This is a genomic window from Bacillus sp. DTU_2020_1000418_1_SI_GHA_SEK_038, from assembly GCF_032341175.1.
GTDB lineage: Bacteria > Bacillota > Bacilli > Bacillales > Cytobacillaceae > Cytobacillus.
The window spans coordinates 2057983-2073671 of record NZ_CP135435.1 but is presented as its reverse complement, the minus strand read 5'-3'; the positions used below and the strand labels follow the sequence as shown (position 1 = coordinate 2073671).

Genomic DNA, 15689 nt, shown 5'->3' with positions numbered 1-15689 from the left:
AAGAATGAAAAAAATTGTTATTCTGCTGTGTTCTCTTCTTTGTTCTGCATGTATGGCCCCTGAAAAAATAATAGAAATGCAAGGGATTTCAACGATTATTGGTTATGACTTACTTGATGACAATACATACAAAGGCACTATCAGTTTGTTACAATTTGACCGAAAAGAAGAAAAGACGAGTGTAACCCTTTCTGCTGACGGAACGACTAGTAAACAAATCAGACAAAAACTAGAGGAACAGACAAGCCATGACATTACGTCTGGTCAATTAAGGACCATACTGTTTAATAAAAATATGGCAGAAACAGTAGGAATTTCTTCTTTTCTGGATACAATGCAACGAGATAGCAGTATCAGTTCTTTAATCTTTTTGGCCATTACTGATAGTGCTGAGGAGACGATCAACAATACAAACTATGAAGAATATCCCGAAATGGGATCCTATATCTATCAACTATTGGATAAACAAGAAAAGAAAGAAATGTTAGTCAACTCCAACTTACATGATTTTATAACCACATTATATGAAATTGGTATCGATCCTACCCTACCCATGATAAAAAATGCAAATGGGGTAGCACCTTCTATAGATGGTGTGGCATTATTCAAAGAAGATAAAATTGTTGGATCTATTTCGTTGATAAACACCCTTTACATAAAATTATTCACAAATAACAAGGCATTTTTAGGTGATATAACTGTAGAGATTGCTGCTGAAGAATTAGAGAAAAGGGGTATTGCCGAACTCAACCTTCCTAAAAGTGATATTTATAAGATTACACTTCATCCAATAAAGTACAAAGGAAACATTGAAATAAAGAACGAAGAATTGGTTCATTTAAATGCAACGATTTCCGTTTCAACATTAGAATTTCAACCATCTACTTCTGTGAAAAATAAAGATTCACTAAACAAAATGGAGCAACTAATTGGTGAAGCCCTAAACAAAGAATTTGGATATATTCTTGAGGAATTAAAAAATTTAAATACGGATCCCATTGGCATCGGAAGAAAAATAAGAAGTGTTAGAAAATATTCCCATTTAACTGAGGGAGATTTAAGACAAAAATATTCAGCACTAAAGATAAAACCAAATATAAAGGTGGAAATTAAGCGAACTGGATCAGTTGATTAACATGTTTTTAGGAACATAATCGCTAACGCGACTTAAACCACGTCCCAAGTGAGTATTATTCTCTTGGGACATTTATTCCTCGCTCTTTGCATTGAACCATTACAAAAAGGATAGACAACTTCCACTTCTTCATTTTCTTCCAAGTCTAAATGAAATTCTTCTACAACATAATCTGGAACTTCATCTTCTTTTCCGCAATCAATACATCTAAAAATAATAAATTCTATTTCTTCATTTAAGCCGAATGGGTCCTCTTCATCCAACCACTTAATAAAATCACCCTGCTCTTTGTTTTTGGCCAAGATTTAGCCTCCTCATTGTTTTGATAGACTTCACACCTTTCATATAATTGTACAAATATCCATAATGAGCATCCCATATTTCAACTCGATGGGAATCCCACCCGCTATATGATACGACCTATGCTTGGCCGCACACCTGCCCGTTAGCTTAAGTACATTCTTTCTCAAAGTTACCTAAAAATGAAGAAATTTAATGTGCACTTTTTAGTCAAATACGAAATGACGATCACATTGAATGCAATCGTCGTAGCTAATACAACTTCCAAATCAACATCAAGAATATGGCAAGGGTAATCAATCTTAATTTCTCCTTTTTTTAATGCGGCTTTGAAATTAGGATTTGTACAAAATTGTACAAAAACAGTACAGGCTCGATGAATATTATCTGGGTCAGATGTATGCCAAAATGAGGCACCAAAGGAAACACGGTTATACCTTTTCTGTCCATTTAGCTCTCCGTAGGAGGATGGAACTAACTTATATCCCCATTCTTCAAAAGGTGGCTGCTTCTTCATAATTATCACCTCAAAAAAATTACTTGAGATAATCATAGCCGTTTTTAAAGTAAAACTCATCATTCAAATCCTGTTGTTTTTTCTATTCTGTTCCTATAACGAATGTAAAAAACTCTTGAATACTCCTAGGTTCTTACCTTTTCATTAGGCTTTGTTAGTACTGCGCAGTAATTGTCTAATGTCAATTATTGAATTAGATATCTTTTATGCTGCTCTCGCTTTCGCTCATGAGTAATCCTTGCATACCTTAGTGTCGTATCAGGTGGACTATTCAGCACCATTATTTAATGTTAAAGTAGCAAAAGTGTGTCTTAAAACATGGGGACTTACTTTGTCTTGTAAACCTGCTTTTTGAGCGATTATACCTATTTCTCTTTGTATTCCTCGTTTTGATAACCTTCTGTAAGGTTTTCTCTCCGTAATCATCAAAGCTTCACAGTTGTCATTTCTTCCTTTTAAATATTTATCTAAATGATACATTGCTCTAATCGAAAAATAGACTTCCCTTTGTTTATCACCTTTACCAATAACTAATGTGCTCATATTTTGTAGATTGATATCAGCTTTATCTAATCCATGAACTTCAGACAATCTACAACCCGTCGCATATAAAATTTCTAGAAAAGCACGCTGCCTGACTGTATCGCAGGATTCTCTTAGCATTTCTAGTTCTTGAATTGATAATGATTTAGGAAGACGGTATTCCTCTTTTGGAGCTATTAATTTGGTCGTTGGATCACGTTTAATATATTCTTCTGAAGCTAACCAACTAAAAAAACTCTTTATTACAGATAATTTCTTTCTAATTGTGCTCATTTTTAAGGTCCCATCTTGACTTAAATACATTCGAACATCTGCTGTAGTTATGTCCTCTGCCTTCTTTTTTACGATATCAGCAAACATACTTAATTCCATGAGGTAGTTGTCTAGAGTAATAGAACTTAAACCTTCTAGTTTTTTTGCCGAGATGAACAATTGTATTTTATCCTCAAGGTCAGGATGTACCTCATCTAACTCAACTCTTTGAAAATAATACTCTGATAGAACAGTAGATAATTTATTCTTTGTAGTTTCCACTTCAATATTAGGATACAACTTTTAAAGTAGCAACTAAATCTGATAATATTTGCTCACCTAGATTCATAATAATCAACTCTCCTTAGCTCTAATTAGTAACTAAGGATTACCTATACATACAGCAAAAATACCACTGAGTAGGAACAGCTTCTTAATTTCTTAGATTTTATCCTTCGAATAAGAAAGAGACGATTACTTTTAGGGTAATCGTCTCTTAAAGATTATGTATTGCCAGTATCGTTGTACTGTGCAATAAATTTATCTGTTGTTTTTCATCGTGCTTATTCAACATTAGAATCCGTTCAATATCCATGTAGCGTAAAATCTAAGTCCTCTATCATCCCTTTGGCGAGCCATTTTACCTCACACAAATTCTTGTAGCGTTCTATAGGCTTATCGGTATTGAAAAGCCGAATATTATCTGGACGAATATCATTATCAACCCATCTGAAATTAAAAAGCTTCACCAAAAACGGAAAGTACACTTTACATTATTTGCATTGTGCGATATACCCCCCTTATGGAAAGTCAACTTTCCATGAGGAGGATAAACGATGAACAACCGTTTAGAAGAAATCCGCAATCAACGCGGAATTATACAAGAAGAATTAGCAAAGGCTCTTGAAGTATCAAGGCAAACTATCGGTTCGCTGGAAAACGGACGTTATAACCCATCAATTCTTTTAGCATTTAAGATTGCACGTTTTTTCGGTATGACTATTGAAGAAATCTTTATTTATGAGGAGGACGATAAGGTATGAAAAAATCTATTTCCGCTTATATTCTTACCGTTGTAGGTTTAGGCCTACTATCAGGAGGTCTGTACTTCATCAAAACAAATGAAGGTCTACAAGGTATGCTGGGAGCATTGCCTTATATCTGTGTTGGGCTGGGCTGTGTTATTTTCGGTCACGGTATGGGAGAAATAGTCCTCCAACGTGCTATGAAGAGTGCTCCCGCCGCAGCAAAGCAGCTGGAGATTGGCAAAAATGATGAGCGTAATTTGGCAATCGCTAATCAGGCAAAAGCGAAAGCTTATGACATGATGGTTTTTGTGTTTGGAGCCTTAATGTTAGCATTTACCTTGATGGGTATAGATTTAGTAGTGTTATTGCTATTTGTTTTTTCCTATCTGCTTATCCTTGTATATGGCACTTATTACCGTTTCAAGTTTAATAAAGAGATGTAATAAAATTCATCTACTTCTTTATGTGTAATCAAACACTGCTACTTTTTTTCATGCTGTTAGTTTAGAAGACATATGGCAAAAGAGCAGCGTGGTTTGGAGAACTACATGAAGATATTCGACAAAGTCTCTATCAAATTCGTGATTCATCACCAATATTTCAATCTATGTCACATAAGTATCAGTTAAAGGGATAGGAACAGAAATTATTCAACAATTAGTACTGCAATATGGTTTTGAAGAATTAATATTGCATCGAGTGGATTTAAGAAAGGAACTACAGCGAATAAAGTAGAACACTTCAATAATCTGCGGAATGCTATTGCTTCCCATACAGCCCTTATATATAGGGGTTTCCAAGGTAGAGATATGAAATCGGTTTAATTTGAAACGAGGTGATAACTATGGCACACGAGGGTAAAAAGCTTATACCCGGACTAGGCACTCTAGTTAAGATACAACCCGATGAGGTTAGTTTTCAGATAGAGCACCAAACTGACTCTACTGCACTACACTACCTGAGTTAGTAGCAAACTTTAATGAGCTATTAGCAAAGCTTCAAGCAGCAGGTATTATGAAAAAGCAATAGTCCATAATTAGGACAGGCGCATAGCCTCTAGCTTATTCTAGAATTTAACAAACGTGCATTAAAACGTAATAAAAAATGTGGTTTTATATTCTATTAATCCTAAACCCACAAAGAAAATTGTTTTTTTTAAGGAGAAAATGTGACGAAGCTTAGCGTTCTCTCCATGGATAGTAAGGACCTAACGGAAAGCAACTCTTTCGTACCTATTATTTACCCGATGTACCTATTTAATAAATAATTATATTGGATTGGAGTGTTTAATTTGAATATAACAAAGACAGAAAAGAATGGACATATCATTGCAATTGCTCGTGCAGATTCATTGTTTTTATCTGATGAACAAAGTGCATTGGATTTTATAATGACTCTTAGCAGCGAAACAGGCAGTAACCGAATTGCACTAAACAAGGATGGATTTTCTGAAGAATTCTTTAATCTCAGTACAAAACTTGCAGGCGGTATCCTTCAAAAATTCATTATCTACAATATTAAGTTTGCAATCTTAGGGGATTTTTCTTCTTATACTAGTAAACCACTTAAAGATTTCATTTATGAATGTAATAAGGGTAACAAAATATTTTTTGTTTCATCAGAACAAGATGCAATAGATAAATTATCTAATGCAATATAAGGTTTTTAAAGAAGGTTCGGGCAATTTCTGGCTCGTTTTTTCCGTCTCGCTCGATTAAAAGTTTTTTCAACAGTATTTTTGTACTGCGCAGCTGGAAAGTTGTTCTTCTTAAAGATAAGCGCCCTACAGATCAAAAAGAGATAGTAAGTTAATCATTTACATCTTCCTTGCATATTTTAACTAACTAGCTGCCATAACGCGTTGTTTTCTTTATTTTTCGGTCCAAGCCTTTTACAATTTTCATATTGAGGCTTTGAATTCCTTTATTTTTTGCATTAAACCTAATAAATTTTTCAAAGGTAACTAATTATTATGCCGTTTGTTAACTTCAATCGTAATGAACTCCGGTAAATAGCTGGGCGTACATCCTTTTGCTACTATTTCATCTTTGTAAAGACCCGTTTTCTCACCAAGTTTAATACAACGTGCACGATTCTTTTCATCATAAACGCCTATCCAGCCGGCGGTGAAATTCATAGCCCATTGAACTTCCGGTTCTTCCTGCGTAATATTTGCTTCTAATGCAGATAGTAAGTCTGATGTGTTATCAGGCGGTGTTTGTCCAGTCCATCTCAATCGCGCTTGATAATACCAGAAAGCTCGCCTTTGAAGAGCAGAAGGGCTATTTTCCCATGACTCCATCAATGCAATTTTCTTCTTGTCTTTGGTGAGCTGATTAGCCATTAACCAATCCATTAAGTTATTTCGCTCATCAAAAGTGTGAGTCTGCATATCCTTATCAAGCTTATTTAGCACATCTTGTGAAAGAAGTTTTTTATCCATAATTAAGATTGCCAATAGTCTGGGCAAAAACTCTTCGGTTGACCAAAGTTCCATAGCTAGTTCGTGATCTTTTTTAATGTCCTTCGCGATTTTTCGTAAGTCGCCTAGCTTAGTTTTACTATTGATCTGAGGTAGAATGTTTTCTGCTTTTGAAAAGCGTTTTATTTCTGTACCTTTATTTTCATTCATTTTATACAACTCCCTCTATAAATGTTGATATATCAATGGTTTAACCCATTGTTGAGGTGTCAAAAAAATATTTTTCGACACGATTCCTAACAATATTTTTATATTATGTGAAACTATTCCAACATATGGGTACGCTTCGCGGTCACTACTGGATAATAATAGAAAGTAGTGATAGGAAATTATGAGATGCACAATGGATCTCTGCGTAGCTTATGATGACGTACCCTCCCATGTCTCTGGGCATCAGTGTGCCTACATTCCTTCGTTCGGTCTAGTCATAAGGCAGAGGCTAGCGAAGCTCCTTTAGGGACTCTCGGTCGAATGGTGAAAATATTGCCAGCTTCTCCGTGTCATCCTTTTGTCTAGGTATAAGGGGACGTAGAGCTTTACGCAGCCTCTACGAGACTAGGAATATCCCTCATCATTCGCTGTTCGTCAAACGCTTTGTGCTTAGTGCTTATCCCATGTAGTACTTTTAATAGCTTACCGCATAGAACTACGATGGATTGCTTCTTGCGTAAGGGATTAACCTTACGGTTTGTATAATACTCGTGTAACTTTTTAAAGGCTTCGTTGTGGAGAATCATCGGCATCATCACTCGGAACAGGAGGGCACGTAGTTTTCTTCTGCCTCGTTTGGAGATGCGCTTTTGTCCTTTGTGCAAGCCAGAGGAGTTTTCACGTAACGTTAATCCCGCGAGTTTGATTAGTTGGCGTGGATCTTCGTAGTGAGAAAAGCTTCCGATTTCAGCTAATAAATCGACAATTGTTGTATCTCCAAGCCCTGGAACCGTTGATAACCATTCATATTCTACAGTCGTTTTTACAAGATTAACTAAGTGTTGAGAAATGCTTTCGATATCTTTTTCGAGCTGATGGTAACGGCGGACAAGTGTGGCTATTTCAATACGGGCCATCTTATGTCCTTCAGTTACACCAATAGACCTCTCGGCGACTTCAATGATTCTCGTTGCTTTCGGTCTTTGAGGGGATTTTAACCCATCGACCTTCCGATAAAGCGCTAAAATTTCTTCAGGCTGTTTCTGGTGAAGATCACTTGGAAATGGAGTACATTCAAGTACGGCCATAGCCATTTTTCCGAATGATGGGAAAACCTGAGTGAATTCAGGAAAATAGCGATCTAACCAGCGAATGATCATGTTTTTTACAGACCCTAGTTCTTCTGTCAATTTGCTTCTTAACGTTGACCCGACGCGAAGTTCAGCTTCCATACCTTTCAAGATACGGGGATAGCTGAACCGTCCGTCTTTTAAAAGACGAGCAATCACAAGTGCATCTTTGCGGTCATGCTTCGTTGGCAAATTATCATCCAACTCTTTCGACCGTCTAACATGCATAGGATTAACCATGACTAGGGGGATGCCCCGTTCCTCAAGGAAATAGGCGATATTGAGCCAATAATGGCCAGTCGGTTCAATCCCGATAATGACTTCTGTTTTTCCGTTTTCTCTCATTGCAGCGAGAATACGTTGATAGAAAAGCTCGAATCCATCTCCAGATTGAGAAACAGAGAATGATTTTTGGAGCACTCGTCCACGGTCATCTACAAAACAAGCGAAGTGTGTCCGCTTGGCAATGTCGATTCCCACAACTAGTGTTTTTTCGGTGACTTGATTTATTTTCTGATTTTGTTTAAAATCCATTTTGGAGTCCTCCTTGGTTAACTAAGTTAGGGGTCAATTCGCCACACGATTTGACACCCCGTATCATACCAAGAGGGCTCTTTTTTTTTCAAGTCCCCGAAAATACTTCTAACAGGAATGCTCCTTTATTAAAGCACTGTTTCATAATATGTCCTTGATGGGATATATCAAGAACTTAATTTCGTTAAAAGTCTTATTGCAGTGGTGTACCTCCAAAGTTTACCTTTTTTAATATTGTAAAATATATCGTTTTAAAGCTTTCTCCACCTATAATAGAAGAGCAAATATCTTTAATATAATAATAACATTTACTTCCTTTTAATTGGATACGAAAAGAGCATTCCTTTTTAAAGAAACGCCCCCGATATTTTAAGTACAATTCTTCACAATCTTGAGGAAAAGAGTGCTTGATTATTTTAATTTACTATTAACTAAATTCTCCCAATCCTCAAATGAAAACTTTTCTGTGATATGTTTTAATTCATTGGGAACGTCAACATAACACACCAATTCTAAACTATTTCCATCTGGGTCATCAAAGTAAACCGAAGCATTTCCTTGATTTGGTCTTACAAAAGGATCAATTGAAATTCTACTTCCAAATGGAACAGGTTCAACTTGTATGGATTCAAGCCATTTTAATGATTCTTTTAAATTCTGATATGTGACACGAAAAGCAATATGCCTTAAAGAAGGATGATATGGAGTTTGGTATTCATTTCCTTCCCACAATCCCAACCAACTTTTCCCTTCTTCTATCCAAAAGAATGCAGTATCTTCATCACGCCAAGCAAATTTTAAACCTAATTTTCTGTAAAATTCAATCGAAACTTCTAAATTTTTCACAGGTAAATGTGCTTCATAAAGCCCCTTTATCATTTTACCCATCCCCCATATATAGAAATTTTGTACTTTAAACTTTACGTTAAAAGAATATCTTCTTCAACAATCCTGCTCCGTTAGCTTTGTTTCACAAAGTCACCTAATAATCATCATATTTATTGCTCAGTATAGGTTTACTACGTATAGAAGACTGATTAGAAGGATTTGCAGTGGTAAACATTGTGTCATTCTATGGTAAACTTATCATTTAGTGGTAAATACTATGTCGGTACATTTAAATGGCTGTAATCATTGGTTTCATGCCATTCATCTTTCTCCCAAAAAACAGCATATCCTGATTGAACTTTAATATATTCTCTTTTTTACCTCGAACATAAACATCCTCATTTAAAATTAATTGAAATTGAGGTACTACTGCTTTATGAAGGCCAATAATTCCGTTTTCTTCTAAGTACATGTAACCTACATGAATTGTCTTTTCAGTTTGATTAATACTTTACATAACAAAATCTGCATTAAATTTTGAGATCCTCTTACCACTATCTTTGCTAAATACATAAAGCTCCATTTTGCAACTCCAAAAAAGCTTAAATATATACTACTCATTCAAGATTGTCCTAGAATAATCTTCTATTGTTATTGCATAAACCTGAACTTAATTCAACAAGAGAATGGTTATCGTTTATTGAGCAATCGCAATCCTTTAGCTGATAAGGATTATGTTTTTCACTAATTGATAGGATACTAACGCTTTCATAATTTTCAACATATCTTCTCCAGTAGATACCACTCCACCGCCTGCTTAATCAAGACCAGCATATCCTTTGTGAATGGTTAACATAAAAGTCTGCTAAATTTTGGGTATCTTTATCTAATGGATTAGAATAGTGCAGCACTGATGAATTCTCATATGATGGGCTGATAAATTACCATATAGATATTAATTTATTATTATCAATTATTAGTTTTAGGTAGTTTTTATTCGGCAATCTAGCCCCTTAATAGAACAACTGTTATTAAATGATTTTAGGTAAACCCTCTTTATGGTTTGACAAAGGCTAAATTTCCCATTATCATCAACTCTAACTTACTTACGGGGAGAGGTAAAGATGAAAATTTATGTTGATGCAGATGCTTGTCCGGTGAAAGATATCATTATCTCTGAAGGTACGAATGCTGAAATTCCCGTTATCCTTGTTACAAGCTTTTCTCATTTTTCTAATGCGGAACAACCATCAGGAGTGGAAACCATCTATGTTGATTCTGGAGCAGATGCTGCTGATTATCGGATTATGAAGTTAGCAGAAAAAGGAGATCTAATCGTTACGCAAGATTATGGTCTTGCTTCACTAGGTTTAGCAAAGGGGTGTGCTGTACTTCACCATAATGGGTCTAGTTATACAAATGAAAACATTGACCAATTATTACAAACACGTTATTTAAGTGCAATGGCTCGAAAAAGTGGTAAGCGTACAAAGGGGCCAAAACCATTTACAGCAGAAGATAGGGAGAAGTTTAAGAGGCTTTTTAAAAGAGCGATTTCAATTTAAAAAAGAACCGTTCATTTTTAAGAAAAACCTTAAAAAATAAATTGTGACAAATATAAAATTAACCTGCCCCAGCAGAAAAGGAAAAAAGCGAACTCCTTTAAAGGAGCTCGCACACGTTGGGTAATTAAATATTGTATTTATTCAGCATTCGCTATATTTTTCGGATAAGTACTTTAACTTTTGCTCGTGGGGTCATTTTCAACATCCGTTTTTTTTGTACCTTTACTTATATAAGGTTTTGCACTCCTTTTTTTGTTTGCACTAGCTTGCCAACGATTCCATCCCTTCTTGTCTGTTCCTCTCCCTGTTCCACCTTTTCCTTTAGCTTTACTCATAAAATCACTCCATTATTATTCTAGGTTAAGTTACCTATCTGGTTAGTTTCAGTCATTTAACTCGGTTATTAACCAAACATATTGCAATAAGTAACATCCTTCCAGTTACCCATACCATTGTAAAGTATACTTTTTCCATAAAAAAGTTTTATCATTTTCATCCAATAATTTTCTGCAATCGGGCCCGAATATGGAACAACCACCACTCCTAATAGGAATATTTTAAATTTCCAATACTTCTTTTACCGCTGAGGGAAGTGAAATACTCTACAATTCACTGAAAATATTCGCACAATAAGAAAAGAAGTCGGCTCGCCGACTTCACTATCATCTTTTACTTCTTCCTTATGAAGGTGTTACAATGGCTGCCGGGGATGTACCTATTTCAGGCTCACCATCTTCGTTGCTGAATTTTGCCTGCAATTCAAGGTTTGCTGTTGTTTCCTCAGTACTTCCTTTTGTTGTGCCATTGACCTTACCATCTTCGAGTTGTTCAATGATTTTGATTTCTGCCTCGGCAACCTCATTAGCTGATTTCCGCTCGTTCACAATAATCAACTCCATATTTAATTTTAATCTGTATAATCCCCAATAAAAACTTTTATAATCTCTTTATTTAAATAAGCATTTCGCCTTCGCGTGGATGAACTGTCGAATTTAAAATTAATGGAAGGGTAATAAAAAATGTCCTTAAACCACCCTTACGTTAACAACCTATCCTAGCGTGTTATTAATAAAAGCATTATTAATGACTTCCTCTAATCCTCTGTTTACCTCGGGGCTTTTAACATATCTTTTGATAAGATTTAAATCCTTAATGCCAGCAAGTTTTGAAACAACTTCAAGATCGACATTAGAATCAACGAGCCGTTGGCAGAAAGTATGTCTTAATTGATTTGGGGTTACATCATAATTTTTAAGCATGTATTGGATGGTTCTTTCTGTTAATCGGTTACCTGTTTTCGAGATGAAAATCGCCTGTTGCTTTAATGGATGGACCCTAAAATACTCATTTAAATGCTCTCTTGCATCCTTAGATAGAGGAATGGCACGTCTTTCTTCTTCTTTTTCAATAGTTATCTCATTTTTTTCAAAGTTGACATGCTCCCAGTTTAAATTACATAATTCTGAAACACGAATTCCAGTGTGCAACAGGATATAGACGATAGCCCGATCTCGCAGATCACTATTACGATATACCTTTTCTATCAAAACTTGATACTGTGCATCAGATAATGTTTCAAATTCTTCATTTCTTACTACAGGTTTTAGTTCAATACCAAAAGTAAGTTCAGGTTGCTGCAGGTACTTCGCAAAAGTACGTATGACACCAACTATTTTATCAATTGTTGCTAGGCTTTTTTGCTGCTGTTCTAAGTGAGTAATATAATATTTAATATCACTCTTACGCAAATGGTTTAAATCAGAATCGTTCTTTTGAAGCCATTCTTGAAACCTTTCAAGTTCTCGGCCGTATGTTTTAACTGTATTAGCGGATTTATTTTGCTCGACTAGCCATTTACAAAAATCAAGAATCAGCGGAATAACCTCTCCAGAATAATTTGTCAACTTATGTCCCTCCTAGCTAATAATACTTTTATTATAACCGCAATAAAACAAGAAGTAAACTTCTGCGAAAATAATATATAAAAAAAAGCACCCCTAATGGATGCCTATTCATTGCCTGGCGACGTCCTACTCTCACATGGGGACAGCCCCACACTACTATCGGCGCTGAGAAGCTTAACTTCCGTGTTCGGGATGGGAACGGGTGTGACCTTCTCGCTATTGCCACTAGACCTTTTTAATTGTTGAAGGTTTGTACCTTCAAAACTAGATATTGGCCAATTCATATTCACTTTGTATCACGCTTCAATGTGGTTAAGTCCTCGACCGATTAGTATTTGTCAGCTCCACGTGTCGCCACGCTTCCACCTCAAACCTATCAACCTGATCATCTTTCAGGGGTCTTACTAGCTTGACGCTATGGGAAATCTCATCTCGAGGGGGGCTTCATGCTTAGATGCTTTCAGCACTTATCCCGTCCGCACATAGCTACCCAGCTATGCCTTTGGCAAGACAACTGGTACACCAGCGGTGCGTCCATCCCGGTCCTCTCGTACTAAGGACAGCTCCTCTCAAATTTCCTGCGCCCACGACGGATAGGGACCGAACTGTCTCACGACGTTCTGAACCCAGCTCGCGTACCGCTTTAATGGGCGAACAGCCCAACCCTTGGGACCGACTACAGCCCCAGGATGCGATGAGCCGACATCGAGGTGCCAAACCTCCCCGTCGATGTGGACTCTTGGGGGAGATAAGCCTGTTATCCCCGGGGTAGCTTTTATCCGTTGAGCGATGGCCCTTCCATGCGGAACCACCGGATCACTAAGCCCGACTTTCGTCCCTGCTCGACTTGTAGGTCTCGCAGTCAAGCTCCCTTATGCCTTTACACTCTTCGAATGATTTCCAACCATTCTGAGGGAACCTTTGGGCGCCTCCGTTACTCTTTAGGAGGCGACCGCCCCAGTCAAACTGCCCACCTGACACTGTCTCCCGCCCCGATCAGGGGCGCGGGTTAGAATTTCAATACAGCCAGGGTAGTATCCCACCAATGCCTCCACCGAAGCTGGCGCTCCGGCTTCCAAGGCTCCTACCTATCCTGTACAAGCTGTACCGAAATTCAATATCAGGCTACAGTAAAGCTCCACGGGGTCTTTCCGTCCTGTCGCGGGTAACCTGCATCTTCACAGGTACTATAATTTCACCGAGTCTCTCGTTGAGACAGTGCCCAGATCGTTACGCCTTTCGTGCGGGTCAGAACTTACCTGACAAGGAATTTCGCTACCTTAGGACCGTTATAGTTACGGCCGCCGTTTACTGGGGCTTCAATTCAGAGCTTCGCTTGCGCTAACCCCTCCTCTTAACCTTCCAGCACCGGGCAGGCGTCAGCCCCTATACTTCGCCTTGCGGCTTCGCAGAGACCTGTGTTTTTGCTAAACAGTCGCCTGGGCCTATTCACTGCGGCTCATCCGGGCTATTCACCCAAATGAGCACCCCTTCTCCCGAAGTTACGGGGTGATTTTGCCGAGTTCCTTAACGAGAGTTCTCTCGCTCACCTTAGGATTCTCTCCTCGCCTACCTGTGTCGGTTTGCGGTACGGGCACCTTTTCCCTCGCTAGAGGCTTTTCTTGGCAGTGTGGATTCAGGAACTTCGGTACTATATTTCCCTCGCTATCACAGCTCAAGCTTAACGCAAGCGGGATTTGCCTCGCTTGCACTCTAACTGCTTAGACGCGCTATTCCAGCAGCGCGCTTACCCTATCCTCCTGCGTCCCCCCATTGCTCAAACGGTAAAGAGGTGGTACAGGAATATCAACCTGTTGTCCATCGCCTACGCTTTTCAGCCTCGGCTTAGGTCCCGACTAACCCTGAGCGGACGAGCCTTCCTCAGGAAACCTTAGGCATTCGGTGGATGGGATTCTCACCCATCTTTCGCTACTCATACCGGCATTCTCACTTCTAAGCGCTCCACCAGTCCTTACGGTCTAGCTTCAACGCCCTTAGAACGCTCTCCTACCACGGACATCGCAGATGTCCATCCACAGCTTCGGTGATACGTTTAGCCCCGGTACATTTTCGGCGCAGAGTCACTCGACCAGTGAGCTATTACGCACTCTTTAAATGGTGGCTGCTTCTAAGCCAACATCCTGGTTGTCTAAGCAACTCCACATCCTTTTCCACTTAACGTATACTTTGGGACCTTAACTGGTGGTCTGGGCTGTTTCCCTCTTGACTACGGATCTTATCACTCGCAGTCTGACTCCCATGGATAAATCTTTGGCATTCGGAGTTTGTCTGAATTCGGTAACCCGATGAGGGCCCCTAGTCCAAACAGTGCTCTACCTCCAAGATTCTAACAACATGAGGCTAGCCCTAAAGCTATTTCGGAGAGAACCAGCTATCTCCAAGTTCGATTGGAATTTCTCCGCTACCCACACCTCATCCCCGCACTTTTCAACGTGCGTGGGTTCGGTCCTCCATCCAGTGTTACCTGGACTTCAACCTGGACATGGGTAGGTCACCTGGTTTCGGGTCTACGACCACATACTCAATTCGCCCTATTCAGACTCGCTTTCGCTGCGGCTCCGTCTATTCAACTTAACCTTGCATGTAATCGTAACTCGCCGGTTCATTCTACAAAAGGCACGCCATCACCCGTTAAAGGGCTCTGACTACTTGTAGGCACACGGTTTCAGGAACTATTTCACTCCCCTTCCGGGGTGCTTTTCACCTTTCCCTCACGGTACTGGTTCACTATCGGTCACTAGGGAGTATTTAGCCTTGGGAGATGGTCCTCCCTGCTTCCGACGGGATTTCACGTGTCCCGCCGTACTCAGGATCCACTCTGGAGGGAACGAAGTTTCAACTACAGGGCTTTTACCTTCTCTGGCCGGCCTTTCCAGACCTGTTCATTTACCTCGTTCCTTTGTAACTCCGTATAGAGTGTCCTACAACCCCAAGAGGCAAGCCTCTTGGTTTGGGCTAATCCCGTTTCGCTCGCCGCTACTCAGGGAATCGCGTTTGCTTTCTCTTCCTCCGGGTACTTAGATGTTTCAGTTCCCCGGGTCTGCCTTCAATACCCTATGTATTCAGGTAAAGATACTGTTCCATTACGAACAGTGGGTTCCCCCATTCGGAAATCTCCGGATCAAAGCTTACTTACAGCTCCCCGAAGCATATCGGTGTTAGTCCCGTCCTTCATCGGCTCCTAGTGCCAAGGCATTCACCGTGCGCCCTTATTAACTTAACCTGTTCGGCAAATGATAAGCGGCGCATCTCTGCGTCAGCTCTCTCGCTGTGCTCCTCACGTACCAACTGCGTACGTTC

Annotated in this window: 15 protein-coding genes and 2 rRNA genes; 5 read left to right on the top strand and 12 right to left on the bottom strand. The window is 38.9% G+C overall.

Annotated features, from left to right (window positions below; genetic code table 11):
• Nucleotides 1-4 precede the first annotated feature (4 nt).
• Entirely contained in the window at nt 5-1135 is a 1131-nt protein-coding gene (locus tag RRV45_RS10305; protein ID WP_315668727.1) for a Ger(x)C family spore germination protein, read from the top strand.
• A 32-nt stretch (nt 1136-1167) separates the two neighbouring features.
• Here the strand turns inward: RRV45_RS10305 and RRV45_RS10300 are convergent, their stop codons facing one another.
• The 3 genes from RRV45_RS10300 to RRV45_RS10290 all read right to left on the bottom strand — a co-directional run bounded on the left by RRV45_RS10300 (nt 1168) and on the right by RRV45_RS10290 (nt 3047).
• On the bottom strand, nt 1168-1437 hold the full coding sequence (locus RRV45_RS10300) for a hypothetical protein (RefSeq protein WP_315668725.1): 270 nt from the start codon (nt 1435-1437) through the stop codon (nt 1168-1170).
• Nucleotides 1438-1607: 170 nt separating this feature from the next.
• Entirely contained in the window at nt 1608-1952 is a 345-nt protein-coding gene (locus RRV45_RS10295; protein WP_315668724.1) for a hypothetical protein, read from the bottom strand.
• A gap of 267 nt (nt 1953-2219) precedes the next feature.
• On the bottom strand, nt 2220-3047 hold the full coding sequence (locus RRV45_RS10290) for a tyrosine-type recombinase/integrase (RefSeq protein ID WP_315668723.1): 828 nt from the start codon (nt 3045-3047) through the stop codon (nt 2220-2222).
• Between the two features lie 536 nt (nt 3048-3583).
• Here RRV45_RS10290 and RRV45_RS10285 point away from each other — a divergent pair.
• The 3 genes from RRV45_RS10285 (at nt 3584) to RRV45_RS10275 (ending at nt 5435) form a co-directional block, all read left to right on the top strand.
• Nucleotides 3584-3790 carry a helix-turn-helix transcriptional regulator gene (locus RRV45_RS10285; RefSeq protein ID WP_315668722.1) on the top strand — a complete coding sequence of 69 codons (207 nt, stop codon included), beginning with the start codon at nt 3584-3586 and terminating at the stop codon, nt 3788-3790.
• Nucleotides 3787-4218, top strand: a complete 432-nt coding sequence (locus RRV45_RS10280; protein WP_315668721.1) for a hypothetical protein — start codon at nt 3787-3789, stop codon at nt 4216-4218. Before RRV45_RS10285 ends, RRV45_RS10280 begins: the two co-directional genes overlap by 4 nt.
• 848 nt (nt 4219-5066) lie before the next feature.
• Nucleotides 5067-5435: a DUF4180 domain-containing protein gene (locus RRV45_RS10275; RefSeq protein ID WP_315668719.1), complete on the top strand. Its 369-nt coding sequence runs from the start codon at nt 5067-5069 to the stop codon at nt 5433-5435.
• A gap of 303 nt (nt 5436-5738) precedes the next feature.
• Here the strand turns inward: RRV45_RS10275 and RRV45_RS10270 are convergent, their stop codons facing one another.
• From RRV45_RS10270 to RRV45_RS10255, 4 genes are all read right to left on the bottom strand, one after another.
• Nucleotides 5739-6407: a DNA alkylation repair protein gene (locus RRV45_RS10270; RefSeq protein WP_315668718.1), complete on the bottom strand. Its 669-nt coding sequence runs from the start codon at nt 6405-6407 to the stop codon at nt 5739-5741.
• Nucleotides 6408-6793: 386 nt separating this feature from the next.
• Nucleotides 6794-8071 (bottom strand): IS110 family RNA-guided transposase, encoded by a 1278-nt coding sequence (locus RRV45_RS10265; RefSeq protein ID WP_315667004.1) that lies wholly within the window; start codon nt 8069-8071, stop codon nt 6794-6796.
• 411 nt (nt 8072-8482) lie between these two features.
• A complete protein-coding gene (locus RRV45_RS10260; RefSeq protein WP_315668717.1) occupies nt 8483-8950 on the bottom strand; it encodes a VOC family protein in 468 nt (155 codons plus the stop codon).
• Between the two features lie 238 nt (nt 8951-9188).
• Nucleotides 9189-9371: a hypothetical protein gene (locus RRV45_RS10255; protein ID WP_315668716.1), complete on the bottom strand. Its 183-nt coding sequence runs from the start codon at nt 9369-9371 to the stop codon at nt 9189-9191.
• Nucleotides 9372-10023: 652 nt separating this feature from the next.
• Here RRV45_RS10255 and RRV45_RS10250 point away from each other — a divergent pair.
• Entirely contained in the window at nt 10024-10464 is a 441-nt protein-coding gene (locus RRV45_RS10250) for a YaiI/YqxD family protein (RefSeq protein WP_315668715.1), read from the top strand.
• A 173-nt stretch (nt 10465-10637) separates the two neighbouring features.
• Here the strand turns inward: RRV45_RS10250 and RRV45_RS10245 are convergent, their stop codons facing one another.
• From RRV45_RS10245 to RRV45_RS10225, 5 genes are all read right to left on the bottom strand, one after another.
• Nucleotides 10638-10799 (bottom strand): DUF3934 domain-containing protein, encoded by a 162-nt coding sequence (locus tag RRV45_RS10245; protein ID WP_315668714.1) that lies wholly within the window; start codon nt 10797-10799, stop codon nt 10638-10640.
• A 345-nt stretch (nt 10800-11144) separates the two neighbouring features.
• Complete coding sequence (locus RRV45_RS10240; RefSeq protein ID WP_315668713.1) at nt 11145-11348, bottom strand: hypothetical protein; 204 nt, start codon at nt 11346-11348, stop codon at nt 11145-11147.
• A gap of 165 nt (nt 11349-11513) precedes the next feature.
• On the bottom strand, nt 11514-12368 hold the full coding sequence (locus RRV45_RS10235; protein WP_315668712.1) for a tyrosine-type recombinase/integrase: 855 nt from the start codon (nt 12366-12368) through the stop codon (nt 11514-11516).
• Nucleotides 12369-12481: 113 nt separating this feature from the next.
• A 5S ribosomal RNA gene (gene rrf / locus RRV45_RS10230) occupies nt 12482-12598 on the bottom strand.
• 78 nt (nt 12599-12676) lie between these two features.
• Nucleotides 12677-15612 (bottom strand): 23S ribosomal RNA (locus RRV45_RS10225).
• Nucleotides 15613-15689: the final 77 nt, after the last annotated feature.